General features: G+C 65.0%; 23 protein-coding genes and 2 pseudogenes. 17 read left to right on the top strand and 8 right to left on the bottom strand.

All coding sequences use genetic code 11. The features are described from left to right. Positions 1-44: 44 nt before the first annotated feature. Together H0I86_RS20540 and H0I86_RS20535 are read right to left on the bottom strand one after the other, a co-directional pair. Positions 45-1307, bottom strand: a complete 1263-nt coding sequence (locus H0I86_RS20540) for an OprD family porin (RefSeq protein WP_180921892.1) — start codon at positions 1305-1307, stop codon at positions 45-47. A gap of 168 nt (positions 1308-1475) precedes the next feature. Further along, positions 1476-2369 carry a LysR family transcriptional regulator gene (locus tag H0I86_RS20535; protein ID WP_180921891.1) on the bottom strand — a complete coding sequence of 298 codons (894 nt, stop codon included), beginning with the start codon at positions 2367-2369 and terminating at the stop codon, positions 1476-1478. A gap of 125 nt (positions 2370-2494) precedes the next feature. On the opposite strand from H0I86_RS20535, the gene H0I86_RS20530 reads away from it, so the two are divergent. The 13 genes and pseudogenes from H0I86_RS20530 to H0I86_RS20470 all read left to right on the top strand — a co-directional run bounded on the left by H0I86_RS20530 (position 2495) and on the right by H0I86_RS20470 (position 14594). Continuing rightward, entirely contained in the window at positions 2495-3622 is a 1128-nt protein-coding gene (locus H0I86_RS20530) for a muconate cycloisomerase family protein (protein WP_164485383.1), read from the top strand. A 32-nt stretch (positions 3623-3654) separates the two neighbouring features. Next, entirely contained in the window at positions 3655-3945 is a 291-nt protein-coding gene (gene catC, locus H0I86_RS20525; RefSeq protein ID WP_180921890.1) for a muconolactone Delta-isomerase, read from the top strand. A 51-nt stretch (positions 3946-3996) separates the two neighbouring features. After that, the gene (catA, locus tag H0I86_RS20520) at positions 3997-4926 is read left to right on the top strand and encodes a catechol 1,2-dioxygenase (protein WP_180921889.1); all 930 of its coding nucleotides are present in this window, start codon (positions 3997-3999) and stop codon (positions 4924-4926) included. Between the two features lie 166 nt (positions 4927-5092). After that, positions 5093-6049, top strand: a complete 957-nt coding sequence (locus H0I86_RS20515; protein ID WP_180921888.1) for an AraC family transcriptional regulator — start codon at positions 5093-5095, stop codon at positions 6047-6049. Between the two features lie 368 nt (positions 6050-6417). Further along, on the top strand, positions 6418-7779 hold the full coding sequence (gene benA / locus H0I86_RS20510) for a benzoate 1,2-dioxygenase large subunit (RefSeq protein ID WP_180921887.1): 1362 nt from the start codon (positions 6418-6420) through the stop codon (positions 7777-7779). After that, positions 7779-8267 carry a benzoate 1,2-dioxygenase small subunit gene (benB, locus tag H0I86_RS20505; RefSeq protein ID WP_180921886.1) on the top strand — a complete coding sequence of 163 codons (489 nt, stop codon included), beginning with the start codon at positions 7779-7781 and terminating at the stop codon, positions 8265-8267. Before benA ends, benB begins: the two co-directional genes overlap by 1 nt. Before the next feature lie 10 nt (positions 8268-8277). Further along, positions 8278-9291 (top strand): benzoate 1,2-dioxygenase electron transfer component BenC, encoded by a 1014-nt coding sequence (benC, locus tag H0I86_RS20500; protein WP_180921885.1) that lies wholly within the window; start codon positions 8278-8280, stop codon positions 9289-9291. Positions 9292-9379: 88 nt separating this feature from the next. Further along, positions 9380-10153, top strand: coding sequence for a 1,6-dihydroxycyclohexa-2,4-diene-1-carboxylate dehydrogenase (locus H0I86_RS20495; RefSeq protein ID WP_180921884.1), 774 nt, complete (start codon positions 9380-9382; stop codon positions 10151-10153). Between the two features lie 159 nt (positions 10154-10312). After that, positions 10313-11650 (top strand): MFS transporter, encoded by a 1338-nt coding sequence (locus tag H0I86_RS20490; RefSeq protein ID WP_180921883.1) that lies wholly within the window; start codon positions 10313-10315, stop codon positions 11648-11650. A gap of 27 nt (positions 11651-11677) precedes the next feature. After that, a pseudogene (locus H0I86_RS20485) lies at positions 11678-12259 on the top strand (benzoate/H(+) symporter BenE family transporter); the annotation flags it as partial. A 241-nt stretch (positions 12260-12500) separates the two neighbouring features. Beyond that, a complete protein-coding gene (locus H0I86_RS20480) occupies positions 12501-12677 on the top strand; it encodes a hypothetical protein (protein ID WP_180921882.1) in 177 nt (58 codons plus the stop codon). 343 nt (positions 12678-13020) lie between these two features. Continuing rightward, positions 13021-14106: a hypothetical protein gene (locus tag H0I86_RS20475; protein ID WP_180921881.1), complete on the top strand. Its 1086-nt coding sequence runs from the start codon at positions 13021-13023 to the stop codon at positions 14104-14106. Positions 14107-14240: 134 nt separating this feature from the next. Next, positions 14241-14594 (top strand): DUF1428 domain-containing protein, encoded by a 354-nt coding sequence (locus H0I86_RS20470; RefSeq protein WP_016702331.1) that lies wholly within the window; start codon positions 14241-14243, stop codon positions 14592-14594. Between the two features lie 4 nt (positions 14595-14598). Here the strand turns inward: H0I86_RS20470 and H0I86_RS20465 are convergent, their stop codons facing one another. Both H0I86_RS20465 and H0I86_RS20460 read right to left on the bottom strand, forming a co-directional pair. Next, a complete protein-coding gene (locus tag H0I86_RS20465; RefSeq protein ID WP_180921880.1) occupies positions 14599-15138 on the bottom strand; it encodes a phosphohydrolase in 540 nt (179 codons plus the stop codon). 206 nt (positions 15139-15344) lie between these two features. Next, positions 15345-15461: pseudogene (locus tag H0I86_RS20460) on the bottom strand (tautomerase family protein); the annotation flags it as partial. A 203-nt stretch (positions 15462-15664) separates the two neighbouring features. Here H0I86_RS20460 and H0I86_RS20455 point away from each other — a divergent pair. After that, complete coding sequence (locus tag H0I86_RS20455) at positions 15665-16114, top strand: hypothetical protein (RefSeq protein ID WP_180921879.1); 450 nt, start codon at positions 15665-15667, stop codon at positions 16112-16114. A 108-nt stretch (positions 16115-16222) separates the two neighbouring features. On the opposite strand, the gene H0I86_RS20450 is transcribed toward H0I86_RS20455, so the two are convergent. Continuing rightward, positions 16223-17269 (bottom strand): class I SAM-dependent methyltransferase, encoded by a 1047-nt coding sequence (locus H0I86_RS20450; protein ID WP_124311698.1) that lies wholly within the window; start codon positions 17267-17269, stop codon positions 16223-16225. A gap of 393 nt (positions 17270-17662) precedes the next feature. Further along, positions 17663-18514, bottom strand: a complete 852-nt coding sequence (locus H0I86_RS20445) for a CAP domain-containing protein (protein ID WP_180921878.1) — start codon at positions 18512-18514, stop codon at positions 17663-17665. A 225-nt stretch (positions 18515-18739) separates the two neighbouring features. Between H0I86_RS20445 and H0I86_RS20440 the strand changes: the two genes are divergently transcribed. Together H0I86_RS20440 and H0I86_RS20435 are read left to right on the top strand one after the other, a co-directional pair. Next, complete coding sequence (locus tag H0I86_RS20440; RefSeq protein WP_180921877.1) at positions 18740-19351, top strand: cell wall hydrolase; 612 nt, start codon at positions 18740-18742, stop codon at positions 19349-19351. A gap of 105 nt (positions 19352-19456) precedes the next feature. Continuing rightward, positions 19457-20143, top strand: a complete 687-nt coding sequence (locus H0I86_RS20435; RefSeq protein ID WP_180921876.1) for a GNAT family N-acetyltransferase — start codon at positions 19457-19459, stop codon at positions 20141-20143. 26 nt (positions 20144-20169) lie between these two features. Here the strand turns inward: H0I86_RS20435 and H0I86_RS20430 are convergent, their stop codons facing one another. Further along, a complete protein-coding gene (locus H0I86_RS20430) occupies positions 20170-22344 on the bottom strand; it encodes a DNA/RNA non-specific endonuclease (RefSeq protein ID WP_180921875.1) in 2175 nt (724 codons plus the stop codon). 111 nt (positions 22345-22455) lie between these two features. After that, a complete protein-coding gene (locus tag H0I86_RS20425; RefSeq protein ID WP_180925885.1) occupies positions 22456-23316 on the bottom strand; it encodes a type 1 glutamine amidotransferase domain-containing protein in 861 nt (286 codons plus the stop codon). 120 nt (positions 23317-23436) lie between these two features. On the opposite strand from H0I86_RS20425, the gene H0I86_RS20420 reads away from it, so the two are divergent. Beyond that, entirely contained in the window at positions 23437-24342 is a 906-nt protein-coding gene (locus H0I86_RS20420; RefSeq protein ID WP_180921874.1) for a LysR family transcriptional regulator, read from the top strand. The last annotated feature ends 141 nt before the right edge of the window (positions 24343-24483 follow it).

The following is a 24483-nucleotide window of genomic DNA, read 5'->3' as shown; positions in this document are numbered from 1 at the left end:
AGCTGGCCGAGCGCGATGTCCAATATCGCGCTCGCTACCCTGCCTTAAAACAACTTCCAGCTATAACTCAGCAACAATCGGTTCTCATTGATATCGGTCCGATAATTCGACCTCGCCACCACATTACGCACCTTGATCCCCAGCCCGCCCAACGGGCCGGACTGGATCACGTAACCGATATCCAGGTCGCGTTCCCAGTCCTTGCCCTCAAAGCCCTTGCCGGTGTCGACGTTGTCGCCGCGGATATAACGCACGGTGCTGGTCAGGCCGGGGAGGCCGCTGGCGGCGAAGTCGTAGTCGTAGCGCAGTTGCCAGGAGCGTTCGTCGGTGTAGGCGAACTCGTAGGTGGGCACTTCGTTGCCCAGTGGGGTGATGTTGGCGAAGACCCGGGGGAAGGCGCTGTCGCCGAACATGCCCTGGTAGCCGACATAGAAGGTATGGCCGCCGCGTTTGGCCGACAGCAGGGAGAAGAAGGCCTGGTTGTCGATGGCGCCGAGCAGCTGTTTGCCGTCTTCTTCGCTGTTGTAATAGCCGAGGTTGGCGCCGAGTATCCAGTCGCCCATCGGCTGGCTGTGTTTCAGGCCGAGGAAGCGCTGGTGGTAGATGTCTTCCAACTGTCCGTACCAAGCGCTGACGCTGGTGCGCTGGTCGTTGAAGGCGTAGTCGGCGCCGGCGTAGTTGAAGGCATCGCTGCTGACCGCGCGTTTCGGCATGTGGCCGAGCATGGCTTGCAGTTTGTCGTCGCCGGACTCGTTGCGCAGGCTGGTGGAGCGCAGGCGGCCGCCTTGCAGGGTCAGGCCGTCGATGTCGTTGGAGACGATGCTCGCGCCCTGGTAGGACGGCGGCAGCAGGCGGATGTCGCTGAAGCTGAGTACTGGCAGGTTGGGTTGCAGTTCGCCGATGCGCAGCTCGCTTTTCGCCAGGCGCAGTTTCAGCGCCAGGCCGAGGCGACTGTAGTCGTCGGCGGCTTCGCCGTCCTCCTGCACCGGCAGCAGGCCGCTGTTGACCCGGCCCTTGCCGCTGTCGAGCTTGAGCCCCAGGGTGCCGATGGCATCCAGGCCCACGCCGAGGGTGCCGGGGGTGTAACCGGACTTGAAGTTGAGGATAAAACCCTGGGCCCATTCCTGGGCCATGGACTGCTCGGTGCCGCGGATATCCGAATAGTCGCGGCTGAAGACGTAGTTGCGGGCCTGGAGGGTGGCGGTGGCGTCCTTGATAAAACCGCCTTCTTCGGCTCGCAGCGGCTGGGGCGCGCTCAGGCACACCGCGCTGGCGCCCAGCACGGCGAGGGTCTTTGCAGGTTTCATTGCTTTTACTCTTATTGTTATGGAAAGCAGTTCACTGCCCGGCAGGCTATGGGGGGGCGTGGGGCGGGGGCTATCCGTTGCGTGCAGACCTGTATCCCTTTTCTGCAGGCATGCTTTTTTGCAACAAGGGGAGGTGGGCGCAACCGCGAGTCGGTTGCGCGCGAGGAGTCAGGCGTCGGGGTGTTCGGCGCGCAGTTCGTCGATCATGCGCAGGCAGTGATTGAGCCCCGCGGAGACGTCGCCGACCCGCCGGCTGATGATGATCGGCGAGGTGGCGTTGGCTTCCAGCAGCGGGCTGAAGCCGATGTCGTCGCGGTGCAGCAATTGCACCGAGGCCGGCACCAGGGTGATGCCGATGCCGGCGCCCACCAGGCCGATGGCGGTCTGCAGTTCGTTGGTCCATTGCACGATGCGGATGTTCAGGCCGTGGGTATTGAACAGCGCGATCACGTGGTCGGCGTAGCTCGGGCGTGGGTTGCCGGGGTAGAGCACAAAGGGTTCGTCGGCCAGTTGCGCCAGGCTCACCGGCTGGCCGATCAGCGGATGCCCGGCGGGCAGGGCGGCCACCAGGCGATCCTCAGTCTGTACCCTCTGCACGATGGCCGGGTCGTCGATGCGAATCCGCCCGAAGCCGATGTCGATGCGCCCGGCCTTGAGCGCTTCCACCTGTTGCAGGGTGGTCATCTCCGACAGTCCCAGTTCCAGGGCCAGGGTCTCGTGGCTGCGCAGGCGGCGGATCAGTTCCGGCAGCAGGCCGTACAGGGTCGAGGGGGCAAAACCGATGCCGAGCCAGGTCTTTTCGCCGTGGCCGATGCGCCGGGTGTTGTCACAGATCTTGGCCAACTGCTCCAGCAGCACGCTGGAATGCTCATAGAAAAACCGCCCGGCCTCGGTCAGGCGCAACGGCCGGCCGCGCTCCAGCAGCAATACCCCGAGTTCCTCTTCCAGTTGCTGGATCTGCCGGCTCAGGGGCGGCTGGGCGATGTGCAGGCGCTCGGCGGCCTTGGTGAAGTTGAGGGTCTGGCCCAGCACCTGGAAGTAACGCAGATGACGCAGTTCCATAAGGCCTCCGCAGACAAAGGTTGGATACCTTAAAGGTATCGAGCCAGACCAATTCTATATTGGAACCCCGGAAAAAGCCGTACGAGAATCAGGTCCATAACTTCAAGAACCTGATGGGTATGGAAATGCTTTCGAGTGCCATTGAATCGATCGAAACGATCATCGTCGATCTGCCAACCATCCGCCCGCACAAGCTGGCGATGCACACCATGCAGAACCAGACCCTGGTGCTGATCCGCCTGCGCTGCGCCGACGGCATCGAAGGCCTGGGCGAAGCCACCACCATCGGCGGCCTGGCCTATGGCAATGAAAGCCCGGACAGCATCAAGACCAACATCGACCGTTTCTTCACGCCGCTGCTGCTCGGCCAGGACGGCGCCAATATCAATGCCGCCATGCAGCGCCTGGAGCGCAGCATCCGCGGCAACACCTTCGCCAAATCCGGTATCGAAAGCGCCTTGCTCGACGCCCAGGGCAAGCGCCTGGGGCTGCCGGTCAGCGAGCTGCTCGGCGGCCGGGTGCGCGACGCCTTGCCAGTGGCCTGGACCCTGGCCAGCGGCGATACCGCCAAGGACATCGCCGAAGCGCAAAAGATGCTCGACCTGCGTCGTCACCGCATCTTCAAGTTGAAGATCGGCGCCGGCGAGGTAGATCGCGACCTGGCCCACGTGATCGCGATCAAGAAGGCCCTGGGCGACCGCGCCAGCGTGCGGGTCGACGTCAATCAGGCGTGGGACGAAGCGGTGGCGGTGCGTGCCTGCCGGGTCCTGGGCGGCAACGGCATCGACCTGATCGAACAGCCGATCTCGCGCAACAACCGCGCCGGTATGGTGCGCCTCAATGCCATCAGCCCGGCGCCGATCATGGCCGACGAATCCATCGAATGCGTGGAAGACGCCTTCAACCTGGCCCGCGAAGGCGCGGCCTCGGTGTTCGCCCTGAAGATCGCCAAGAACGGCGGCCCGCGCGCGGTATTGCGCACCGCGGCGATCGCCGAGGCGGCGGGCATCGGCCTGTACGGCGGCACCATGCTCGAAGGCGGCATCGGCACCCTGGCGTCGGCCCATGCCTTCCTCACTCTCAATACCTTGAGCTGGGACACCGAACTGTTCGGCCCGCTGCTGCTGACCGAGGACATCCTCGCTGAGCCGCCGCTGTACCGCGATTTCCAATTGCACGTATCCCAGGCGCCGGGCCTCGGCCTGAGCCTGGACGAGGAGCGCCTGGCGTTCTTCCGCCGCGACAAAGCCTGAACCGCCATTCATCACGTCTTAAGGAGTGCACCATGCTGTTCCACGTCAAAATGACCGTGAAGTTGCCGGTCGACATGAACCCCGAGCGCGCAGCCCAGCTCAAGGCCGACGAAAAGGCCCTGGCCCAGCGCCTGCAGGAGCAGGGCAAGTGGCGGCACTTGTGGCGCATCGCCGGCCTGTATGCCAACTACAGCGTGTTCGACGTCGACAGCGTGCAGGAACTGCACGACCTGCTGATGCAACTGCCGCTGTACCCGTACATGGCTATCGAAGTGAACGCGCTGTGCAGGCATCCTTCGTCCATTCATGCGGATGACCGCTGAGCCCTCGCCAGCCCGCTGCACACTCTAATAAATACAAGATGAGGAATAACCATGAACGTCCGAATTTCCCACACTGCCAGCGCCCAGAAATTTCTCGAAGAAGTCAGCGGCCAGTTCAACGACCAGGGCAACCCGCGTACCAAGGCCCTGGTGTACCGCATCCTGCGTGACACGGTGAACATCATCGAAGACCTCGACGTGACTCCGGAAGAATTCTGGAGGGCGGTCAACTACCTCAACGTGCTCGGCGCCCGCCAGGAAGCCGGGCTGCTGGTGGCTGGCCTGGGCCTGGAGCATTACCTGGACCTGCTGATGGACGCCGCCGACGAACAGGCCGGCAAGACCGGCGGCACCCCACGCACCATCGAAGGCCCGCTGTACGTGGCCGGTGCGCCGCTGAGCCAGGGTGAAGCGCGCCTCGACGATGGCCTCGATCCGGGCGTGGTGCTGTTCATGCAGGGCCAGGTGCGCAACACCGCCGGCGAACCGCTGGCCGGGGCCATTGTCGATGTCTGGCACGCCAACACCGGCGGTACCTACTCCTACTTCGACACCACCCAGTCGGAGTTCAACCTGCGTCGACGCATCGTCACCGATGCCGAAGGCCGCTACCGTTTCCGCAGCATCGTGCCTTCGGGCTACGGCTGCCCACCGGACGGTCCGACCCAGCAGTTGCTCGACCAGCTGGGCCGCCATGGCCAGCGTCCGGCACATATCCACTTCTTCATCTCGGCCGACGACCACCGTCACCTGACCACCCAGATCAACCTCGATGGCGATGAATACCTGCACGACGATTTCGCCTACGCCACCCGCGACGAGCTGATCGCCAAGATCACCTTCAGCGACGATCAGCAGCGTGCGGCGCAGCATGGGGTCGGCGGGCGTTTTGCCGAGATCGACTTCGACTTCACCCTGCAGTCGTCGGCCCAGCCCGAGGAGCAGCAGCGCATGGAGCGAGTACGAGCGCTGGAGAGCTGAGGCGACGGCAGATCCCGAATCGGGGCCACGGGATGACTTGACGGTTATCCCGTGGCTTTTGCCATTGTGAGTCGTGGTCGATGTTTTGCGTGATGTGCCCGCGGTGACGAACGAGCACCGCCCGATAATAACAATCCCAATAATTAGAACTGGGAGTGACCCGCTTATGGAAACGCATCTGTTGAGTGAGCGCAGCAGGGTATTCGACCAGGCCGATCCCTATGCCGTGTCCGGCTATGTCAACCAGCATGTGGGCAGCCACTGCATCCGTTTGCCCAAGGCCGGCAGTCCCCAGGCCAGCCTCAATCATCGGCAGTTCGCCAGCCTCGACCTGTGCTCGATCAGCTACGGCGCCAGCGTGCGGGTCACCTCGCCGGCGCTGGAAACCATCTATCACCTGCAAGTGTTGCTGCGTGGCCACTGCCTGTGGCGCGGCCATCGCCAGGAACATTACTTCGCCCCGGGCGAGCTGCTGCTGATCAACCCCGACGATCCGGTGGACCTGACCTACTCCGACGATTGCGAGAAATTCATCATCAAGGTGCCCACCCGCCTGCTGGAATCGGTGTGCCAGGAGCAGCGCTGGCTGTATCCGGGGCAGGGCGTGCGCTTCGTGGGCAACCGCTACCAGCTGGATGAGCTGGAAGGTTTCATCAACCTGATGAGCGTGGTCTGCCGCGAAGCCGAAGCCGCCGAGTGCATCCCCCGGGTGCAAGAGCATTACGCGCAGATCGTCGCGAGCAAGATGCTCAGCCTGATGAAGACCAACATCCGACGCGCGGGCCTGGGTTCGTCGTCGGCGACCTTCGAGACGATTGCCGATTACATCGAGCGCAACCTCAAGCAGGACATTGGCTGCGAGGAACTGGCGCAGCAGGCGCAGATGAGCCTGCGTTCGCTCTATGCGTTGTTCGAGCGCAACGCCCGCACCACGCCCATGCGCTACATTCGCCAGAAGAAACTCGAGCGGATCCACGCCTGCCTCCGCGACCCCAGCTGCAACGTACGCAACATCACCGAACTGGCCATGGACTTCGGTTTCCTGCACCTGGGACGCTTCTCGGAAAGCTACCGCAAACAGTTCGGCGAATTGCCGTCCGATACCCTCAGACGCCGGCACTGATATCGATGCATTTGCCTCTGTAGGAGCAGCCGGTCGACGCTCCTACAGAGGCTGCATTCGTCCTGATCCTCCGCGTTATCCGTAGCCGCTGCCGAGCCCGCGAGGCTGCGATCGACTGCGCAGCAGTCGCAAAACCTGAAACCGCGATCGTTCTGGATAAACATGCGAGGCCCGAGTGGCGGTCGCTACGTCGGAATGCCGCCCAGCCCGGTCACTGCCTCGCCTGCTCGGCAGCGGCTACCCCTGTAGGACTTGCCCTACAAAACTCTGCAGAAAACGGATAGTGGTCTGCACGCAACGGATATTGCCCCCGCGCACCCCGCCCTAGCATGAGCCTTGCCTGAATAAAAACAATGGAGGCGGCGGCCATGACCCTGCGACCCGAATACCTTCACTCCCTGCTTGAAGAAGACCGTGACCGGGGTGTCTACCGCTGCAAGCGGGAGATGTTCACCGACCCCCGGCTGTTCGAGCTGGAAATGCAGCACATCTTCGAGGGCAACTGGCTGTACCTCGCCCACGAGAGCCAGATCCCCAACAACAACGACTACTACACCACCACCATGGGCCGGCAGTCGGTCTTCATCGCGCGCAACAAGGACGGCGAACTCAATGCCTTCCTCAATGCCTGCAGCCACCGTGGCGCCATGCTCTGCCGGCACAAGACCGGCAACAAGTCGTCCTACACCTGCCCGTTCCACGGCTGGACCTTCAACAACTCCGGCAAGCTGCTCAAGGTCAAGGACCCGGCCGCCGCGGGTTACCCGTCGAGTTTCAACTGCGAAGGCTCCCACGACCTGACCAGGGTCGCGCGCTTCGAGTCCTATCGCGGTTTCCTGTTCGGCAGCCTCAACCCCGACGTGCTGCCCCTGGTGGAGCACCTGGGCGAGTCGGCGAAGATCATCGACATGATCGTCGACCAGTCCGCCGACGGCCTGGAAGTGCTGCGCGGTTCCTCGAGCTACATCTACGAAGGCAACTGGAAGCTCACCGCGGAAAACGGCGCCGACGGCTACCACGTCAGCTCAGTGCACTGGAACTACGCGGCCACCCAGAGCCAGCGCAAGCAGCGCGAAGCCGGCGAAGAGATCAAGACCATGAGCGCCGGCAGCTGGGCCAAGCAGGGCGGTGGTTTCTACTCCTTCGACAAGGGCCACATGCTGCTCTGGACCCGCTGGTCCAACCCCGAGGACCGTCCGCTCTACGAGCGCCGCTTTGATCTGGCCCGGGACTTCGGCCAGGCCCGCGCCGACTGGATGATCGAGAACTCGCGCAACCTGTGCCTGTACCCCAACGTCTACCTGATGGACCAGTTCAGCTCGCAGATCCGCATCGCCCGGCCGATCTCGGTGGACCGTACCGAGATCACCATCTACTGCATCGCGCCCAGGGGCGAAAGCGACGAAGCCCGGGCCATGCGCATCCGCCAGTACGAGGACTTCTTCAACGTCAGCGGCATGGCCACCCCGGACGACCTGGAGGAATTCCGTTCCTGCCAGATGGGCTACCAGGGCTGCAACAGCGCCTGGAACGACATGTCCCGCGGCGCCGAACACTGGGTCGAGGGCGCGGACGACGCGGCCCGGGAAATCGACCTGCAACCGATCCTCAGTGGCGTGCGCACCGAAGACGAGGGCCTGTTCGTGATGCAGCACAAGTACTGGCAGCAAACCATGCTCAAGGCGCTTGCCGCCGAAGCCGCGCGAACCATTGCCGTGGAGGCTGTGTGATGAGCGTTTCCCATGACACCGTGCGCGACTTTCTCTACCGCGAAGCGCGCTACCTGGACGACAAGGACTGGGACAGCTGGCTGGAGCTCTACGCTCCCGACGCGACCTTCTGGATGCCGTCCTGGGACGACAACGACGAGCTCACCGAAGACCCGCAGCGGGAGATCTCGCTGATCTGGTACGGCAGCCGCTGCGGCCTGGAAGACCGGGTGTTCCGGATCAAGACCGAGCGCTCCAGCGCGAGCATTCCAGACACCCGCACCTCGCACAACCTGAGCAACATCGAGGTGCTGGAGCAGGTCGACGGCCTGTGCCAGGTACGCTTCAACTGGCACACCCTGAGCTTTCGCTACAAGACCGTCGACAGCTACTTCGGCACCAGCTTCTACACCCTCGACGTGCGGGGCGAGAACCCGCTGATCAGGGCCAAGAAAGTCATCCTGAAGAACGATTACGTTCGTCAGGTCGTCGATGTCTACCACCTCTGAGGCGACTGCCATGACTCATCAAATCGCACTCAATTTCGAAGACGGGGTGACCCGCTTCGTCGCCGCCAACACCGGCGAAACCGTGGCCGATGCCGCCTACCGCCAGGGCATCAACATCCCCCTGGACTGCCGCGACGGCGCCTGCGGCACCTGCAAGTGTTTCGCCGAAGCCGGGCGTTACGACCTCGGCGAGGAATACATCGACGACGCGCTGACCGCGGATGAAGCCGAGCAGGGCTTCGTGCTGACCTGCCAGATGCGCGCCTTGAGCGATTGCGTGGTGCGGGTGCCGGCTTCCTCGGAAGTCTGCCGCACGGCGCAGGCCACCTTCGACGCCACCATCAGCGCGGTGCGCCAGCTGTCCGACAGCACCATCGCCTTGTCGATCAAGGGCGAGGCCCTGAGCAAGCTGGCATTTCTGCCGGGGCAGTACGTCAACCTCGGCGTGCCCGGCAGCGAACAGACCCGCGCCTACTCCTTCAGCTCGCTGCAGCGCGACGGCGAGGTCAGCTTCTTGATCCGCAACGTGCCGGGCGGGCTGATGAGCAGCTTCCTCACCGGCCTGGCGAAAGCCGGCGACCACATGAGCCTGGCCGGGCCATTGGGCAGCTTCTACCTGCGGGACATTCGCCGGCCGCTGTTGCTGCTGGCCGGCGGCACCGGGCTGGCGCCGTTCACCGCGATGCTGGAGAAAATCGCCGAGCAGGGCAGCGAGCATCCGCTGCACCTGATCTACGGGGTGACCAACGACTTCGACCTGGTGGAAATTGATCGCCTGGAAGCCTTCGCCGCGCGCATCCCCAACTTCAGCTTCAGCGCCTGCGTGGCCAACCCCGAGAGCCGCCACCCACTCAAGGGCTACGTGACCCAGCATATCGAGCCCAAGCACCTGAACGACGGCGATGTGGACGTGTACCTGTGCGGCCCGCCGCCGATGGTCGAGGCGGTCAGCCAGTTCATCCGCGACCAGGGCATCGCCCCGGCCAATTTCTACTACGAAAAATTCGCCGCCAGCGCGGCCTGAAACCACAGCGGCTTCTGTAGGAGCGTCGACCGGACGCTCCTACAGAAGAGACGGTGGTGGATCGGGCCTATCGGTATGAGGTTTTGAGATGAGCAGATTCGAGAAGAAAGTCGCCCTGGTCACCGGCGCGGCGCAGGGCATCGGCCGGCGGGTTGCCGAGCGGCTGGCCGAGGAGGGCGCGTGGCTGGTGCTGGTGGATCGCTCCGAACTGGTGTTCGAGTTGCAGGCCGAACTGGCCCCCAGGTTCGAGGTGCTGGCGCTGACCGCCGACCTCGAACAGTACGCCGAATGCAGCCGGGCGATGGCCGCCGCCGTCGAGCGTTTCGGGCGCCTCGACGTGCTGGTCAACAACGTCGGCGGCACTATCTGGGCCAAGCCGTTCGAGCACTATGAAGAACAGCAGATCGAAGCCGAAGTGCGCCGCTCGCTGTTCCCCACCTTGTGGTGCTGCCACGCGGCGCTGCCGTACATGCTGGAGCAGGGCAGCGGCGCCATCGTCAACGTGTCGTCCATCGCCACCCGCAGCATCAACCGCGTGCCGTACGGCGCGGCCAAGGGCGGGGTGAATGCCCTGACCGCCTGCCTGGCGTTCGAGACCGCCGGCCGTGGGGTGCGGGTCAACGCCACCGCCCCCGGCGGCACCGAAGCGCCGCCACGGCGCATTCCGCGCAACAGCGCCGAGCAGAGCGCCGAGGAAAAGGTCTGGTACCAGCAGATCGTCGACCAGACCGTCGACAGCACCCTGATGAAACGCTACGGCACCATCGACGAGCAGGCCGCGGCGATCCTGTTCCTGGCCTCCGACGAGGCGTCCTACATCACCGGCATGGTCATGCCGGTAGGCGGTGGCGACCAGGGCTGAAACACCACGAACTGTAGGAGCGGGCGGCGATCCGGCTTGCCCGCGATGGCGTCCGGCCTGACACGCCGCAGCACCTCCATCGCCGGCAAGCCTGGCTCCTACAGAAGCGCGCAAACGCACATCCGGTTTCTCATAAAACAACAACAAGAGTCAGATGCCATGCGAAACATAGACAGCAATCAATTGATCGACGACGCACGCTTCAATGCCTTTCACTGGCGCGTGCTGTTCTGGTGCGCGCTGATCATCATCTTCGACGGCTACGACCTGGTGATCTACGGCGTGGTGCTGCCGGTGCTGATGCAGGAGTGGGGCCTGAGCCCGCTGCAGGCCGGAGCACTGGGCAGCTATGCGCTGTTCGGCATGATGTTCGGCGCGCTGTTTTTCGGCTCGCTGTCGGAGCGTATCGGCTGCAAGAAAGTCATCGCCATCTGCGTGGTGCTGTTCAGCGGTTTCACCCTGCTCAACGGCTTCACCACCACGCCCACCCAGTTCGGCATCTGCCGCTTTATCGCCGGCCTTGGCATCGGCGGGGTGATGCCCAACGTGGTGGCGCTGATGAACGAATACGCGCCGAAGAAAATCCGCAGCACCCTGGTGGCGATCATGCTCAGCGGCTACTCGGTGGGCGGCACGCTGTCCGCCGGGCTGGGCATCGTGCTGCTGCCGAGTTTCGGCTGGCAGGCGGTGTTTTATGTGGCGGCGATTCCGTTGTTGCTGCTGCCGCTGATTCTCAGGTTCCTGCCCGAATCCCTGGGCTTCTTGCTGCGCCAGGGGCGGGAAGACGAGGCGCGTCAGGTGCTGCAATTAGTCGAGCTGGGCTTCGTCGCGCAACCCGGCGACTCGTTCGTCAAGGCCAACCTCAAGACCGCCGGCGCGCCTGTGGTGCAGTTGTTCCGCGAAGGTCGGGCGCTGAGTACCTTGATGCTCTGGGTCGTATTCTTCTGCTGCCTGCTGATGGTCTACGCGCTCAACTCCTGGCTGCCCAAGCTGATGGCCAGCGCCGGCTACAGCCTGGGCTCGAGCCTGATGTTCCTGCTGGTGCTGAACCTCGGCGCGATCTTCGGCGCCGTGGGCGGCGGCTGGATCGGCGATCGCCTGCAGCTGCAAAAGGTCCTGGTAGCGTTTTTTATCGTGGCGGCGCTGTCCATCAGCCTGCTCGGTTTCAAGAGCCCGCACGGGCTGCTGTATGCCCTGATCGCGATTGCCGGGGCCACCACCATCGGCACGCAGATCCTGGCCTTCGCCTGCGTCGCCCAGTTCTATCCGGTGACGATCCGCTCCACCGGCATTGGCTGGGCCTCGGGTATCGGCCGCAGCGGGGCCATAGTCGGGCCGCTGCTGGGCGGTGCCTTGGTGAGCGTCGAGCTGCCGCTGCACTATAACTTCATGGCCTTTGCCATTCCGGGGGCGGTGGCGGCGCTGGCGATGTGTTTCGTCTACCAGCGGCCCGCCGAGGCGCTGCCGGTCAACCAGGCCAATGCGCCATCGCTGTAGTGATGCCATGACCGGCGCGGGCGCCACGCTGTGCTCAACGTCGTGCTGCCGCTGGTGGTGGTGGCCTTGACCGGGCCATTCGTGCCGGGCATCGCTGTGCTGCGCAATGACGGCTACCGCACGCCGGCCAGCCCGATCCTCGCCAGCAGTGCCTTCGCCAGCCTGCTGTTGGCACCATTCGGCTGCCACGGGCTGAACCTGGCGGCGATCACCGCGGCCATCTGCACCGGCCGCGAAGCCCACGAAGACCCGGGCAAGCGGTATGTGGCCGGGGTCATGGGCTGGCTGTTCTACCTGTTGCTGTGGATCTTCGGCGCGACCCTGGTTTCGCTGTTCAGCGCCTTCCCCCGGGCGTTGATCGCGGCCCTGTCCGGGCTCGCGCTGTTCGCCGCCATCGGCGGCGCCCTGAGCAGCGCCATGGCCGTACCGCGGGATCGCGAAGCGGCGCTGATCACTTTCCTGGTGACGGCGTCGGGCATGTCGTTGTTCGGCTTGTCGGCGGCTTTCTGGGGGCTGCTGTTCGGCCCGGTGGCCCATGGCGTGCTGACCCTGCGTTGTCCGCAAGCATTACCTGCGGTGGGGGAGGCACCGGCCCAGGCACGTAATTGACAGCGCCAGGCGCCCGCCATGTATCGAAAACCTTGCACAGGCGAATCACCACCGGCACGGCCTGTGCTTGCGGGTCTGCCGTTCACTGCTGCTGAAATAAACGCATAGATCCCCGGAAACCTGTGGGTTTTTCGATACAACCCTTACCCACTCTTTACCTTCGTGCGGTGCTCGATGTCGCGCAAACGCTGTCTGAAGCTGCGAGAAACTTGTGGTTCTTGTCCTGAAAGAGAGTGAAGCGATGATGTTGAGTCGAGTTGCAAAAGTGGCGGTAGTGATTGCCTTGTTGTCGTCCTTGTCGGGCTGCTGGATGTTCTCCCCGCCGGGTGGCGGCGGTGGTGGGCATGGCGGCGGTGGCGGTGGCGGTGGCCAGCGTGGTGGTTTTGGCGGAGGTCCCGGCGGTGGCGGTCCACGCTGACCGCGACTGACCCGATCCGCTCCTGCCTGGGGTCGTGACATTCACAAGCCATGTGGCTGGCGCGGCCCCTGTAGCCAGCTTGCTGGCGATGCAGGCACTGCGCGGGGCCAGAGCGGACGCCATCGCGAGCAGGCTCGCTCCTGCAAATAATGCGGTAGCGTGGTATGGCTGAACCGCCGCAGGCATGCGGCTGGTCGGCTGCGGCGTTCCCAATCCCTTCTTGAGCCTGGGGCGCAGACCCCAGCACCTATACTCAACCCAGGCATGGTCGTGCGGTACCCGGTTGGAGCCTGCCCCGTCGTGAGCGGGTGGCCGTGGTCGACGCTGTGCGAGGGTTGCCATCTTGTACCTGCGTGCGCTGATCGTCGTGATGCTGCTGGTGCTGGCCGGATGCACCGCGACCCAGCGTGTCCGCGAGGCGGTGGCGCCAGTGGTGATTCCACCCAGCACTTGGCGCCAGGTGGACCGCGAGATCGCCGAGGCTTCGCAACAGGCGGTGATCCAGGTCAAGGTGTTTGCCCGCGGCTCCATGGAGCACTGGCGGGTGCGGGTCTATGCGGTCACCGAAGAAAACTTCATCCCCTGGTTCAGCAGTTACTGGACCCAGGAATGGATGGCCATGAAAGTCAGTTGGTACAGCCTCACCGCCGGCGACGAGAAGGACGTGGCGGCCAAGCGACTGGCGGCCTACCTCAAGGAGCAGTATCAGGAACAGGTGCTGGCACCGGTGGCGGTGGAGATCGACCCGGATGCGATTCTCAACCAGGCCACGGAGTTCTATGTCGAGCTGCTGGACAAGCAGGTGCAGGTTATCGCCCAGCGTTATCGGCTGCCGGCCAGGCAGCTCGATCAACGGCTCAACGGCATCCAGGCGATTCGCCTGGGGCCGCCGCCAGCGCGCGATGCGTCGTTGTACCAGGTGCTGCACGCCAAGCCCTTGACCACGCTGCCGGCCTACTCGGCGCTGTACCAGCAGATCCATAGCGCCCCCGCGGGCACCGGCGAGGTGTCGTCCGAGGCGGGGATTGTCTCGGTGGCCAAACAGGCCAGCGAAAAATTCGAAGCGCAGATGGCCGGCCGTGGCATTGCCGGCGCCGCGTCGGCGGTGGCCGGCAAGGTCGCCGGTGCGGTGATCTCCCTGGGTGCCGCGGGTTTTCGCGCGATTGCCCATGAGAGCGACCGGGCCGAGACCGAGGCGCAGATTCGCCAGAGCCTGGGCAAGGCGTTCGACCAGGCCTGGTTCAAGCTGTTGAATAACACCGGCAACGGGGTGATGGCCGGGGTGTATTACCTGGCCGGGCAGGTCGAGGGCGAGCTGGGCAAAAGCGCGGTACCGGAGCCCCCGCTCGAGACCGTGCAAGGCACCGTGCATCCGCCTGCCACGCCGGGCCTGAGTGCCCCGGAAACCGGCTGGCAGCCGGAACCATGAAGGCCGCCGGTCGGCCTCCCGGCTTTTTTCGCGCCGGCCTGTCGATTGTCGACGATGCGAATCGACCAGTTCACAGAAGGGCCGACACCCGGTTCGGCCCCGGATGTTCAACCCCAATCAGCAGGAGCAGGATCATGTCTTATGTCGATGGTTGTGTCCTGGCGGTACCCACCGCCAACCGTGAGGCCTTCAAGCAGCATGCAGAGACCGCGGCGAAAGTGTTCAAGGAGTTCGGCGCCCTGAGCGTGGTCGATTGCTGGGGCGACGATGTGCCCGAGGGCAAGCTGACCTCGTTCCCCATGGCGGTCAAGCTCAAGGCGGAGGAGACCGTGGTGTTCAGCTGGATCATCTGGCCGTCCCGCGAAATCCGCGACGCAGGCATGCAAAAAGCCATGGAAGACCCGCGGCTCAAGCCCGACGTCTGCCCGATGCCATTCGACGGCCAGCGCATGATTTATGGTGGGTTCAAGATGCTGGTGAATGCCTGAGGCGTTACCAGCGGAACATCGGCAACGGCCGCAGCGGCGTACGCAGCAACTGCCAGGCCGAGGCGCGCACCAGCATCCAGTGAAACCCCTGGTCGGGGTAGCGTGCCTGCACCTTGCGGATAAACGGGCGGGGCAGGCCGAAGCTGAGCAGGCCCAGGGAGACGTCGATCGTGTCGGCCTGCCGGAACGGTTCGACGCTCGCGGCGTGGGCCTGGCGATAGGGGCGCAGTTTGTGATGCTGCTCGATCAGCGCACTGACCTGCTCATCCAGCTGCGACTCGCCGCGCTCGGCCAGAAAGGCCCGGGCCAGTTGGATCGACGGGGCCAGGTAGTCGAGGGTGCCGTGGGTCCAGATACCCAGGTCATGAAAGGCCGCGGCGATCTGCACCGCGCAGGACAGCGGCCGGTCCTGCGGATTGAGCGCGGTGTAGAAGCTCAGCACGCGATATATATGATTACGATAGCCGGGCAGGTCCTTGCCGATCACCGTGGCGTAAGAGGCAAGGATCTGTTCGGTGAGCGGGCATTCGAGAACGACGTCCATGTGGTCTGCTCCGGGGCTGGAAGGGCGACAGTATAAAGCTCGGCGCAGGGCTTGAGGATGCGGGTACGTAGGAGCCGGCTTGCCGGCGATGCGGACGCCGCGGTGTATCAAACGGACGCTATCGCGGGCCAGTTGGATCGCCGCCTGCTCGCGTCTACAGAAGATATGCGGTTAATAGGGCGCAGCGTATGGCGCTCCGCCCTTTTTCATTGCGCCGTTCGCTGGCGGTATTCGGTGGTGGTCATGCCGGCGTAGCCCCAGTTGTCGGTGTCGACTTCCTCGATGACGGTGTGGGTCAGTTCCGGGGCCTTGTTCAGCACCCGTTATCGATTTCCTGCTGGAGAAACAGCCGGGCTGGCAGGCCTGAAGCGGGGGTGGGCAGCCCGGGATGGATTGGTTAGTATGGCGGCCGGGCTTCCTGGGCGCCCACCTCGCGAAAGCGCAAGCACCTTCAATTCCCGCAAGCACCACGCTTGCATACCCCCTCCGGGCCAATAGCGAGCAGGCCGATTCTCTTGGAGTTGGTATGCCTATCAACAAATCCGTTCCCCGTTCACCCGCCAGTCAGGCCGCCAGCCTGGTACTGCGCGAAGCCAAGCGCCTGCATCGCACTGCAACCTGCGGTTCGCTGCCCAGCGCCTTGCCGATCCTGCGACGCTTGCTGGCGAGCAACAGTTTGCCTGGCCTGTCGTTGCCCGAGTTGTATCGGCAGCGCGACAAGGTGCAGCGCAAACACCTGTTGCGTACCCTGGCCAGTGAGGCCGGTTTTGCCCATTGGGAGAGCTACCGCCAGGTCCTCGACGAGCTGGCGCCCGAGCAGTTGCAGCACTTCGAACTGGTCTACCGCCAGGCGGGCCATCTCAACTGCTGGTTCTCGTCGCCGGACGAGGCCCGGGAGTACGTGGCCCATCATGGCGGCCGGCTGTTGTGCGTAGGGCAACAGGCGGTGGTGCTGGTGGATCTGCCGGCGGCGTAAGGCGCTATCCATAGCGGTACAGAAGCACGGCACCCGGGGTTTCCCGGGTGCCGTTTTGCGTTCCACGGCACGACGTCTACATGACCCTGTTGCTCGCCCGATCCTCCTTCATTTACGCGCTTCGAGAATCAGGTTGAACGGCGTCTCTGCGGCCCGGCGGAACTGGCTGAAGCCGGCTTCGCTGAAGACCTGGCGCAGGCGTGCTTCGCCGGCCTGGGCACCGAGGCCGAGGCCAACTTCCTGGGACAGCGAGTTGGGCGTGCAGATAAAGGTCGAGGCGGCATAGAACAGCCGGCCGACCGGGGTGATGTTCTGGTCCAGTCGGTCGTTGGCGAACGGCTCGACCAGCAGCACGCTGCCGTCGTCTTTCAGCGCCTGGAAGGCATGTTGCGCGGCACCCACCGGGTCGCCCATGTCATGCAGGCAGTCGAAGAAGCAGATCAGGTCGTAGTCGTTGCCGGGGTAGGTCTTGGCGCTGGCCTGGGAGAACTGCACGCGGCCGGTCACCCCGGCTTCCTCGGCCCGTTGCGTCGCGGTAGTGACTGAGGGCTGGTGGTAGTCGAAGCCGAAAAACTGCGAGGCGGGATAGGCCTGGGCCATGATCACCGTCGACGCGCCATGGCCGCAGCCGACGTCCGCCACCTTGGCCCCGGCCTGCAGTTTTTCCACCACGCCGTCCAGGGCCGGCAGCCACTCGGCCACCAGGTGCGCCCGATAGCCGGGGCGGAAGAAGCGCTCGGTGCCGCTGAACATGCAGGGGTGGTGATCGCCCCAGGCCAGGGCGCCGTCGCCGCGCATTGCCGCCAGCAGTTTGTCCTTGTCGTGAAACAGCGCGGAGACCACCACGGCGCCACCGGCCACGTACACCGGCGAATCCTCGATGGCCAGCGCCTGGGCCTGTTCTTCCGGCAGGCGGAACTGGCCGTCGAGGTGTTCCATGTAGCCGGACGCGGCATGGGCGCTCAGCCATTCGCGCAGCAGCCGCGCGTTGCAGCCAGTCTTGGCGGCCAGCGCCTCGGGGCTGACGAAACGACTGTCGGCCATGGCCCGGTACAGGCCCAGTTCTTCGCCGAGAATCATATTGGCGAGCATGGCTGCGCCGCCCATGTCTGACACCAGTTTGCCCATGAAATCGTTGAGCTTGGCTTCGTCCATGGCCTTGTCCTCCGCTGTGAGGGTCACTGTCGCAGACAGCCCGGCAGTGGCCAGATGGGTACACGCGCACGCGAGGGGAGGCCGTGTCCCGGCGCTGCCGAATGAGTGGGCCTGGCAGGGCAGGCCCGTGCTTTGAAGAGCTGACGCACGGACGCCTCCCGCGTGGGGCGGGGGGCATGCCTACCGTTAAGGAAGGTGAGGCAGGTCATCGGGCCTGGGCGTCGAACCCATGGCGGCAGGCGAGGCTGCGCGCAGGTTCCGGGGGCGCCCGGAGCAAGCGATTCCTGGTCGGTAGATGAGTCAGTTTAGTTCCCCGGCGGGGGCGTCGCGGGGCTGGCCGATAAGGGGGCAGGGCGCCGCTGAGAGCGCCCCTGGGCAAGGTCGGTCAGGCCTTCAAGGGGTGCCGAACATGGCGGTCCAGTAGATACCGGCATCGCTTTTCGGATCGACCGCATAGGCCGCGCCCAGCTCGCGGTATTGCGGGTTCATCAGGTTGGCGCAATGGCCGGGGCTGGCCAACCAGCCATCGACCACCTTGCGCACGCTGTCCTGGCCGGCGGCGATATTCTCGCCGATCTGCTGGCCGGCGTAACCCGCCAGTTCGGCGCGGTCGCCGGGAGTGCGGCCATCGCGGTCCTTGTGATCGAAGAAGTTGTGGTTGGCCATGTCCCGGGTATGGTCCTGGGCCGCGCTGGCCAGGGTGGCGTTCCAGGCCAGCGGGGTGGCGGCGGCGAAGATCTGGTTGCCGCACTGGCGTGGCTGCGCGCGGGCGCTGTTGAGGCTTTCCAGGAGCTTCTGGCCCTCCGCCTGCCAGTCGCCGAGGCGTGCGGTGAGCAGCGGTCGGGCGAGGACGATGCGCCAATCCTGGCCGGTGCGGCTGACGCCGATATCGACGAACTGCGGGTCCAGCACCACCTGGCAGAAACTTTCCCGCACCGCCTTCATGGCCGCCTGGGCATCGCGCGGCCCGGACAGGCTGATGGCCTGCACATTGACCATCGGGTAGGCGCTGCTGGCCAGGGCCTGCTGCAGGTTGCCGATGCTGTTGGCGGGCAGCACCAGGCGCGGGTCGGCGGCCAGCGGCGGCAGCTCCTGGGACACCTGGCCGGCGCAACGCTGGACCTGGCTGCGGTAGCTGTTGATCGATGTCACCAGTTGCGTCTCGTCGCTCGCCACGGCGGTGGTGGCGAACGCCAGGGTCAACGACAGCAGGGGCAGTGGCAGAGCGGAGGATAGGCAGCGCATGGAGGTCTCCCTTGAGCGAATTGCGCCCATGATGCGCGATTTCGCCCCGGTCGGCGCAAGGTCTTTTTGCCGAAAACGGGCGCCGTTATCCATTCTTGCTGTTGCCGGCGCGGCGCCGGTTACGGGCGGACGGCGGCGAACTACACTCAGCTCCAGTCGCCGCCAGCCGCCAGGCTGGCGGCGGCTTTCCCTTGCCCGGATCGGGCTTTTGGCGAAGGTGCGAGCATGCGCCCGACAGCGATTTCCGGCGGTCTCCTGATCCTCCTGTGCGGGGGGCTGGCGATGGCCGCGGGTGAAAGAGCGAACCCTGAGGTGGCGGAGGACAAGGCCCAGGTCCTGGAACAGAAAGCCGCGGACCAGCAGCCTGCGCCCCGCAGCGAAACCATTACCCCTCCCGAAGCCCAGGCGGTGGACCCGGCCGGCGCCGCGCCGCTGGACGACGCCATCACCTGCCTGGCGCGCTCCATCTACTGGGAAGCCAAGGGCGGGGCCGCCGCCGACATGGAAGCCGTGGCCAGCGTGGTGCTCAACCGGCTCGGCCACGAGGGGTTTCCCGATACGGTGTGCGCGGTGGTCAAGCAGGGTTCGGAGCAGCGCGCCTGCCAGTTTTCCTGGTGGTGCGACGGACGTGCGGACCAGGTGAAGGAAGATGAGCCCTACATCGTGGCCAAGGAAATCGCGCGCAAGGCGCTCAACCAGCAACTCCCGGACCGCAGCCACGGCGCCCTGTATTTCCATGACCGGCGCGTGCGGCCCGCTTGGGCCAGGCAATACCGCAAGACCGCCGAGACCGGCAAGTTTCTGTTCTACAAGCCACAAGGCGACAGCGCCCGTTAAGAAGCAGATCGCGGTACGGCCATAGTGCGACAACAGGTATCATGCCCGGCCCGCCGCCGACACCTGCTGTCCAGGCGTGCCTCAACCTTTGGAGCCCTCCGCGCAATGCCCACTATCAACCACTTTCAGACCCCGTGCCCGGAGGCCGTCAACAGCCAGATCCTGCAGATGGTGGTTGATTACCTGACCGACATCAGCGCGGTAGCGATCCCGCCCAGCAACCTGCTGTACAACATCTACCAGTACGCCATCGGCTACGAAGTGCATCTGTACCTGCAGGCCCTGGACGGCTCCCGGGGCATCGCCGTGGAGCTGCTGGTGGCCAGCGACGATGACGATCCAGAACAGGTGCTGGGTTTTGTGCTGTACCTGCCGGTCAAGGACGATCCCGAGGCGTGCGGCGTGGCCTATATGGCGGTGCGTGCCAGCCATCGCCGGCAGGGGATCGCCCGTTCGCTGCTGGCACGGATGCGCGAGCGCTACCCCCATGCCGAACTGACCTGCGCGGCGGGCAAGGTGCCCTGGTTCGAAGCGCTGGGCTTCCAGGTGCTGGGCGTGCGCGGTCCGCAGGTGCTGATGAACACCCGCGATCACGCCACCGACGGTTTGATGGGCCTGCTGGACGCGGCGCCGATCTATCGCTCGCTGGAGGTGCGGCAGATTCACAGCTACCTGCTGCAAAAGCATGGCAAGCGGGCGATGCTCGATGCCGAAAAACAGCGCGACCGCCACCTGGACCAGATGACCCGCAACGCCCAGGCGCTGGTCCGCGAGCGCCTGGGACAGGACTGAGGCCGCTCAGCCCTTGAGCCGCACGCTCAGCCCGGCTTGTGCTGGTCGGCGGCCATGATCGAGGGGGCCAGGGAAATGCCCGCCATCTGGCAGATGTCCGCCAGCGTCGCCCTCTGCTTCTGGAAGGCCTTGGCCAGGTCCAGCGCGGCTTCCTGAACGTCGAGACCGAACTCCTTGATCACCTCGCTCTGATCGAACAGGAAGCCATAGGCCAACAGTTCCGGGGTTCGCGATTCGTCCTTGGGCACGATGACGATTTTCCAGAAGCGGGTCGGGTAATGCACCGGGCCCTTGCCGAAGTCCTGCTCGACGCAGGAGTCCCCCAGCACCGGGCCGGCAAAGATGACGGCCTGGCCGCCCCCGGCCTCGATCTGTTCGGCCAGCTCGCCCTCGAAGTACCCCCAGATGCCTTTGCGATTGCGGTATTGGGCGCCGTCGGGCGACTCCTGGTTGAATAGCTCATGCTGCGGCGTGCAGTTGGTCCAGTGGTAGGTGTCGGCGTTGGCGTACTCGGTGTCGATCCCCGGCTGGCCCCAACAGCTGTCTTCGCGGCGCACGATATGGCCGCGATCGAAGTTGCCGGCCGGCGCGTAGATGTCGCTGTTGGTCAGTTGGTAGCGGCTCGGCACCCGGCGGTCGAGGCGCCAGCTTTCGCCGCCGAAGCCCCGGCGGCCCCGCGCATCGCCACGGACCTCGGGCCGGTAGTCGGCATTGGAGGCAGCCCACATCGGCATGCGGTACTTCTTGTTCATCACCAGCGAATAGCGGTGATAAGGCAGCTCCAGCGGGGCGTCGTCGTCCAGGTGGGAGAGCCTCATGGCCGGCACATTGCGCGCCGAGGCGGCATGTTCGCGGTAGTCGCCGACGCGGTAGAGCTGGGTCAGCTGGTCGCCCTCGACGAAGGGCGGCGGGACCGGCACCCCGAGAAAGCCCGGGTCGTAGCCGGGGCGGGCCTCGTAGTCGAGGTCGAAGGTCAGGGTCTTTTCCAGGGCCGCGACTGCCGGAGCGGGGTCGGTTGATACCGGCTCGGCCGGCGCCACGCTCAGGGTAGAGGTAATGCTTGCCGGGCTGTCCGCGGCTTGGCTGACGATGTTGATGGTGGTGGGGCCGGAGATATGAAAGATGTTCTGCGACCTATCGGCCATGCCTGGGCGGTGCGGCGTAACGGTCACCGCTTCGTTGACGCTGAGCGCGGCCAGCGGGTCGGCGGTCTGCTCCATGAGCTGGGCCAGCAGTTCGGCCGGCCTGCCGCTCAGTTGCAGGGCCTTGAGCGCGCCGACGATGCTGCTGACCCGGGTGCCCTCGTTGGCCACCCAGTCCACCGTGCTTTCCTCGTCCCCCTCGGGGTTCCAGAGGCTGTGGTCGGTCTTGAGGATGTTGCCGGCTTCGTCGGTCCTGGGAATGCCGCAGTGGTGCAGGGCGATCAGCTCCCAGTTGTCGCTGAACACCGGGGAGCCGGAGGCGCCTTCGGTGGTGTCGGTTTCGTAGTGCAGGAAACCCTGGTCGAGAATGTCCAGCAGCCGGTTGTGGGTGGTGGCGTACTGGCGCGGGCCGCCATCGGGGTGCTGAATGATGTTCATCGGCCGGCCACGCAAGGTCTTGCCGGTGGCTTCGATCAGGCGGATGCAGCCGTAGTCCGACAGTGCCTCGCCGCGCGTGCCCTGCGCGGAAATGGCCACCAGGCAGAAGTCCAGCGCCTCGTCGGCGAAGTAGAACTGGTCCGGCTGCAGGTTGAAGTAGGTGCCTTCGTTGATGCCGCGCTCCTGCCTTTCGTAGAGAAAATTGGCGGCGCAGTCCACCGCATCCACATACCGGGGAAACACATGCTGGTTGGTCAGCAACAGGCTGGGCGAGACCAGGAAACCGGTGGCGAAACCCTCGACCACCGTGCCCGGGCGTGGTGCGTTGACCAGCCGCGCCACCGGCCTTGCCGCCTGGCGGGCGGCCTCGCTGGGGGCGTAGAAGGTCGGGTCCCAGGTGCCGATCCGGCGTTCCAGCCCGGCCCGGGTCAACATGGCACGGGCGTTCTCGCGGGCGACCCACTTGGCCAGTTGCTGCGGTGAATCGCCGGCGCCCGGGCCCAGTTCGCGGATGCGCGACAGCGATGCGGTGCGGGTGCCGGCTTGTCGGTTCCAGCGCTCCAGGGCTTTGGCCATGTTGCTTCTACGGGCACTGGCAACGGCATCTGGTGTCTTGCTCATGGGCACCTCCTGGCGAGTACGGGATTCCTTTCGGGCTGTCGATTTGAGCGTAGACAACAAGTGCGGCGGCAGACGGCTGGCGTCATGCCAGCTCGTCGGATCCGCCGCTCTTTATGCGCCTTTGCCGGCGCGCTCCTGCAAGCGTTCGAGCAACACCTTGGCCACGCCCTGGGCCGAGCCCGGGTTCTGCCCGGTCACCAGCTCGCGGTCAATCACCACGTTTTCGCTCCACGGCGAGCGGTTGCTGCGGTACAGGCCGCCGGCCTGCTCCAGGGCGGTTTGCGGATAGAAACGCATGGCGCCGCCGTCCAGCAGACCCTTGGCCAATTCCTCTTCCTGGTTGCTGATCACCGTGAACTGGTAGCCGGCGTAGATCCAGCCCTGGGCGCTGGCCTTGCCGCCGCTGGCCAGTTGTCGGGTGAAGTCTTGCGCCTGGGGCAGGGTCGACAGCAGGGCGATCGGGCCGTGGCAGACCAGGGCGGTGGTCTTGTTGTTCTGGTGGAAGTTGCTCAGCAGCCGGCCCAGCTCGGGGCTGTGCAGCAGGTCCTGCATCGGCGCGTGGCCACCGGGCACGTACAACGCATCGAAATGCTCGTAGCCGATCTGCTCGACCCGGGCCAGGCTGATCACCGGCGATTCGCCGGGGGAGGTGATTTTCAACTGGTCGAGCAGCGCCTGGTGCGCCTGCAGCGCGGCGACATCGTTGTTGAAGTACATCTTGTCGGTGGAGGAGCGGTCCAGGGTCGGCGCCTTGCCCTGCGGGGTGGCGAAGGTTACCGAGTGGCCGGCGTCGAGCAGCTGTTTCACCGGCTGCATCAGTTCGTTGAGATAGAAACCGGTGGAAAACACCTTGCCGTCCTTGAGGTCGAGGTGGTCGGAGTCCGAGAGCATCACCAGGACGTTTCCGGCCTGGGCGTTGAAGGTGGCGGCGGTGATGCTCATGGCAAGAGCGAGGGTACTGAGTGGGCGCATGTTGGTTTCCAGGGTGTAGGTCAGGGAGCCGGCGGTAGCCGACGGGTGATTCACTGTATTCATGCCCCTGTGGGCGATAAACTCGCGCCACTGGAAATCACTTGTTCCCTGGAGGTTAAGGTGAGTCGCCGATTCGATTATCTGGCTGACGTCGAGGTGTTCGTCAGCGTGGTGGAGAAGGGCTCGTTGAGTGCCGGCGCGGTGGCGCTGGGCACCACCCCGTCGGTGGTCAGCCGGGCGATTTCCCGGCTGGAGGCGCGCCTGGGCGTGCAACTGCTGCGCCGCACCACAAGGCGCTTGAGCCTGACTGAGGCCGGCCTGTTGTACCTGGAACAGTCGCGCGCGGCGTTCGAGTTGATCGACGGCGCGGAACGCAGCATCCAGGGCCAGGAGGGCGAGCTGAACGGCCGGGTGCGCCTGAGCGTGCCGACTACCTACGGCCATTACCGGCTGCCGGCGCTGCTTGGCGGCTTTGCCCGGCAATACCCGCAGGTGCGCATCGAGCTGAGCATCAGTAACCGCAATGTCGACCTGGTGGCCGAAGGTTACGACCTGGCGATCCGCCTCGGCCAGTTGCCCGACAGCGGCCTGATCGGGCGCAAGCTGGAGGACGCGCCGCTGTGCCTGGTGGCGTCCCTCGACTACCTGCGACGCGCCGGCACGCCACGGCGCCTGGAGGACCTGGCGGCCCATGCCTGCCTGCCGTTCATCATGCCCAGCAGCGGCCGGGTCGGTGCCTGGCTGCTGCGCGAGCACGGGCGGGACCTGGAGTGGACACCCCAGGCGAATATCCAGGTGGCCGACGATGTGCTGGGCATCGTGTCCCTGGCCGAGCACGGCATGGGCATCTGCCAGACCTATGAATTCATCGTCCGCGAACGGATCGCCAGCGGCCGCCTGGTGGCGCTGCTGCCGGAGGCGGGCGGTCGTTCGCGGCCGTTCTCGGTGATCTACCCGCCGCATCGCCAGCTGTCGGCGGCGGCGCGGGCCCTGATCGATCATCTGACCCAGGCCGTGGCGCAGTGACAGGCCGACTGGCCATCAGCCCCGGTGTTGCTCGGGAGGAGGATTAAAAAAGCGCCAACTCCCGTGGGCAAGGGGATTTACTGAGAATCGGGCGCTGATTACAATGATAATCATTGCTATTAATATCCTTCCCTCCCTTGA

This window comes from Pseudomonas chlororaphis subsp. aurantiaca, from assembly GCF_013466605.1.
Taxonomy (GTDB): Bacteria; Pseudomonadota; Gammaproteobacteria; order Pseudomonadales; family Pseudomonadaceae; genus Aquipseudomonas; species Aquipseudomonas chlororaphis_I.
This window is presented reverse-complemented; position numbering and strand designations above follow the sequence as displayed.

Coding starts and splice junctions, on each gene's coding strand:
- H0I86_RS20495 (WP_180921884.1), top strand. CDS start 9,380: ATGAGCAGATTCGAGAAGAAAGTCGCCCTGGTCACCGGCGCGGCGCAG.
- H0I86_RS20540 (WP_180921892.1), bottom strand. CDS start 1,307: ATGAAACCTGCAAAGACCCTCGCCGTGCTGGGCGCCAGCGCGGTGTGC.
- H0I86_RS20535 (WP_180921891.1), bottom strand. CDS start 2,369: ATGGAACTGCGTCATCTGCGTTACTTCCAGGTGCTGGGCCAGACCCTC.
- catC (WP_180921890.1), top strand. CDS start 3,655: ATGCTGTTCCACGTCAAAATGACCGTGAAGTTGCCGGTCGACATGAAC.
- H0I86_RS20430 (WP_180921875.1), bottom strand. CDS start 22,344: ATGAGCAAGACACCAGATGCCGTTGCCAGTGCCCGTAGAAGCAACATG.
- H0I86_RS20530 (WP_164485383.1), top strand. CDS start 2,495: ATGCTTTCGAGTGCCATTGAATCGATCGAAACGATCATCGTCGATCTG.
- benB (WP_180921886.1), top strand. CDS start 7,779: ATGAGCGTTTCCCATGACACCGTGCGCGACTTTCTCTACCGCGAAGCG.
- H0I86_RS20480 (WP_180921882.1), top strand. CDS start 12,501: ATGATGTTGAGTCGAGTTGCAAAAGTGGCGGTAGTGATTGCCTTGTTG.
- benC (WP_180921885.1), top strand. CDS start 8,278: ATGACTCATCAAATCGCACTCAATTTCGAAGACGGGGTGACCCGCTTC.
- H0I86_RS20455 (WP_180921879.1), top strand. CDS start 15,665: ATGCCTATCAACAAATCCGTTCCCCGTTCACCCGCCAGTCAGGCCGCC.
- H0I86_RS20515 (WP_180921888.1), top strand. CDS start 5,093: ATGGAAACGCATCTGTTGAGTGAGCGCAGCAGGGTATTCGACCAGGCC.
- H0I86_RS20470 (WP_016702331.1), top strand. CDS start 14,241: ATGTCTTATGTCGATGGTTGTGTCCTGGCGGTACCCACCGCCAACCGT.
- H0I86_RS20465 (WP_180921880.1), bottom strand. CDS start 15,138: ATGGACGTCGTTCTCGAATGCCCGCTCACCGAACAGATCCTTGCCTCT.
- H0I86_RS20450 (WP_124311698.1), bottom strand. CDS start 17,269: ATGGACGAAGCCAAGCTCAACGATTTCATGGGCAAACTGGTGTCAGAC.
- benA (WP_180921887.1), top strand. CDS start 6,418: ATGACCCTGCGACCCGAATACCTTCACTCCCTGCTTGAAGAAGACCGT.
- H0I86_RS20425 (WP_180925885.1), bottom strand. CDS start 23,316: ATGCGCCCACTCAGTACCCTCGCTCTTGCCATGAGCATCACCGCCGCC.
- H0I86_RS20435 (WP_180921876.1), top strand. CDS start 19,457: ATGCCCACTATCAACCACTTTCAGACCCCGTGCCCGGAGGCCGTCAAC.
- H0I86_RS20440 (WP_180921877.1), top strand. CDS start 18,740: ATGCGCCCGACAGCGATTTCCGGCGGTCTCCTGATCCTCCTGTGCGGG.
- H0I86_RS20445 (WP_180921878.1), bottom strand. CDS start 18,514: ATGCGCTGCCTATCCTCCGCTCTGCCACTGCCCCTGCTGTCGTTGACC.
- H0I86_RS20490 (WP_180921883.1), top strand. CDS start 10,313: ATGCGAAACATAGACAGCAATCAATTGATCGACGACGCACGCTTCAAT.
- catA (WP_180921889.1), top strand. CDS start 3,997: ATGAACGTCCGAATTTCCCACACTGCCAGCGCCCAGAAATTTCTCGAA.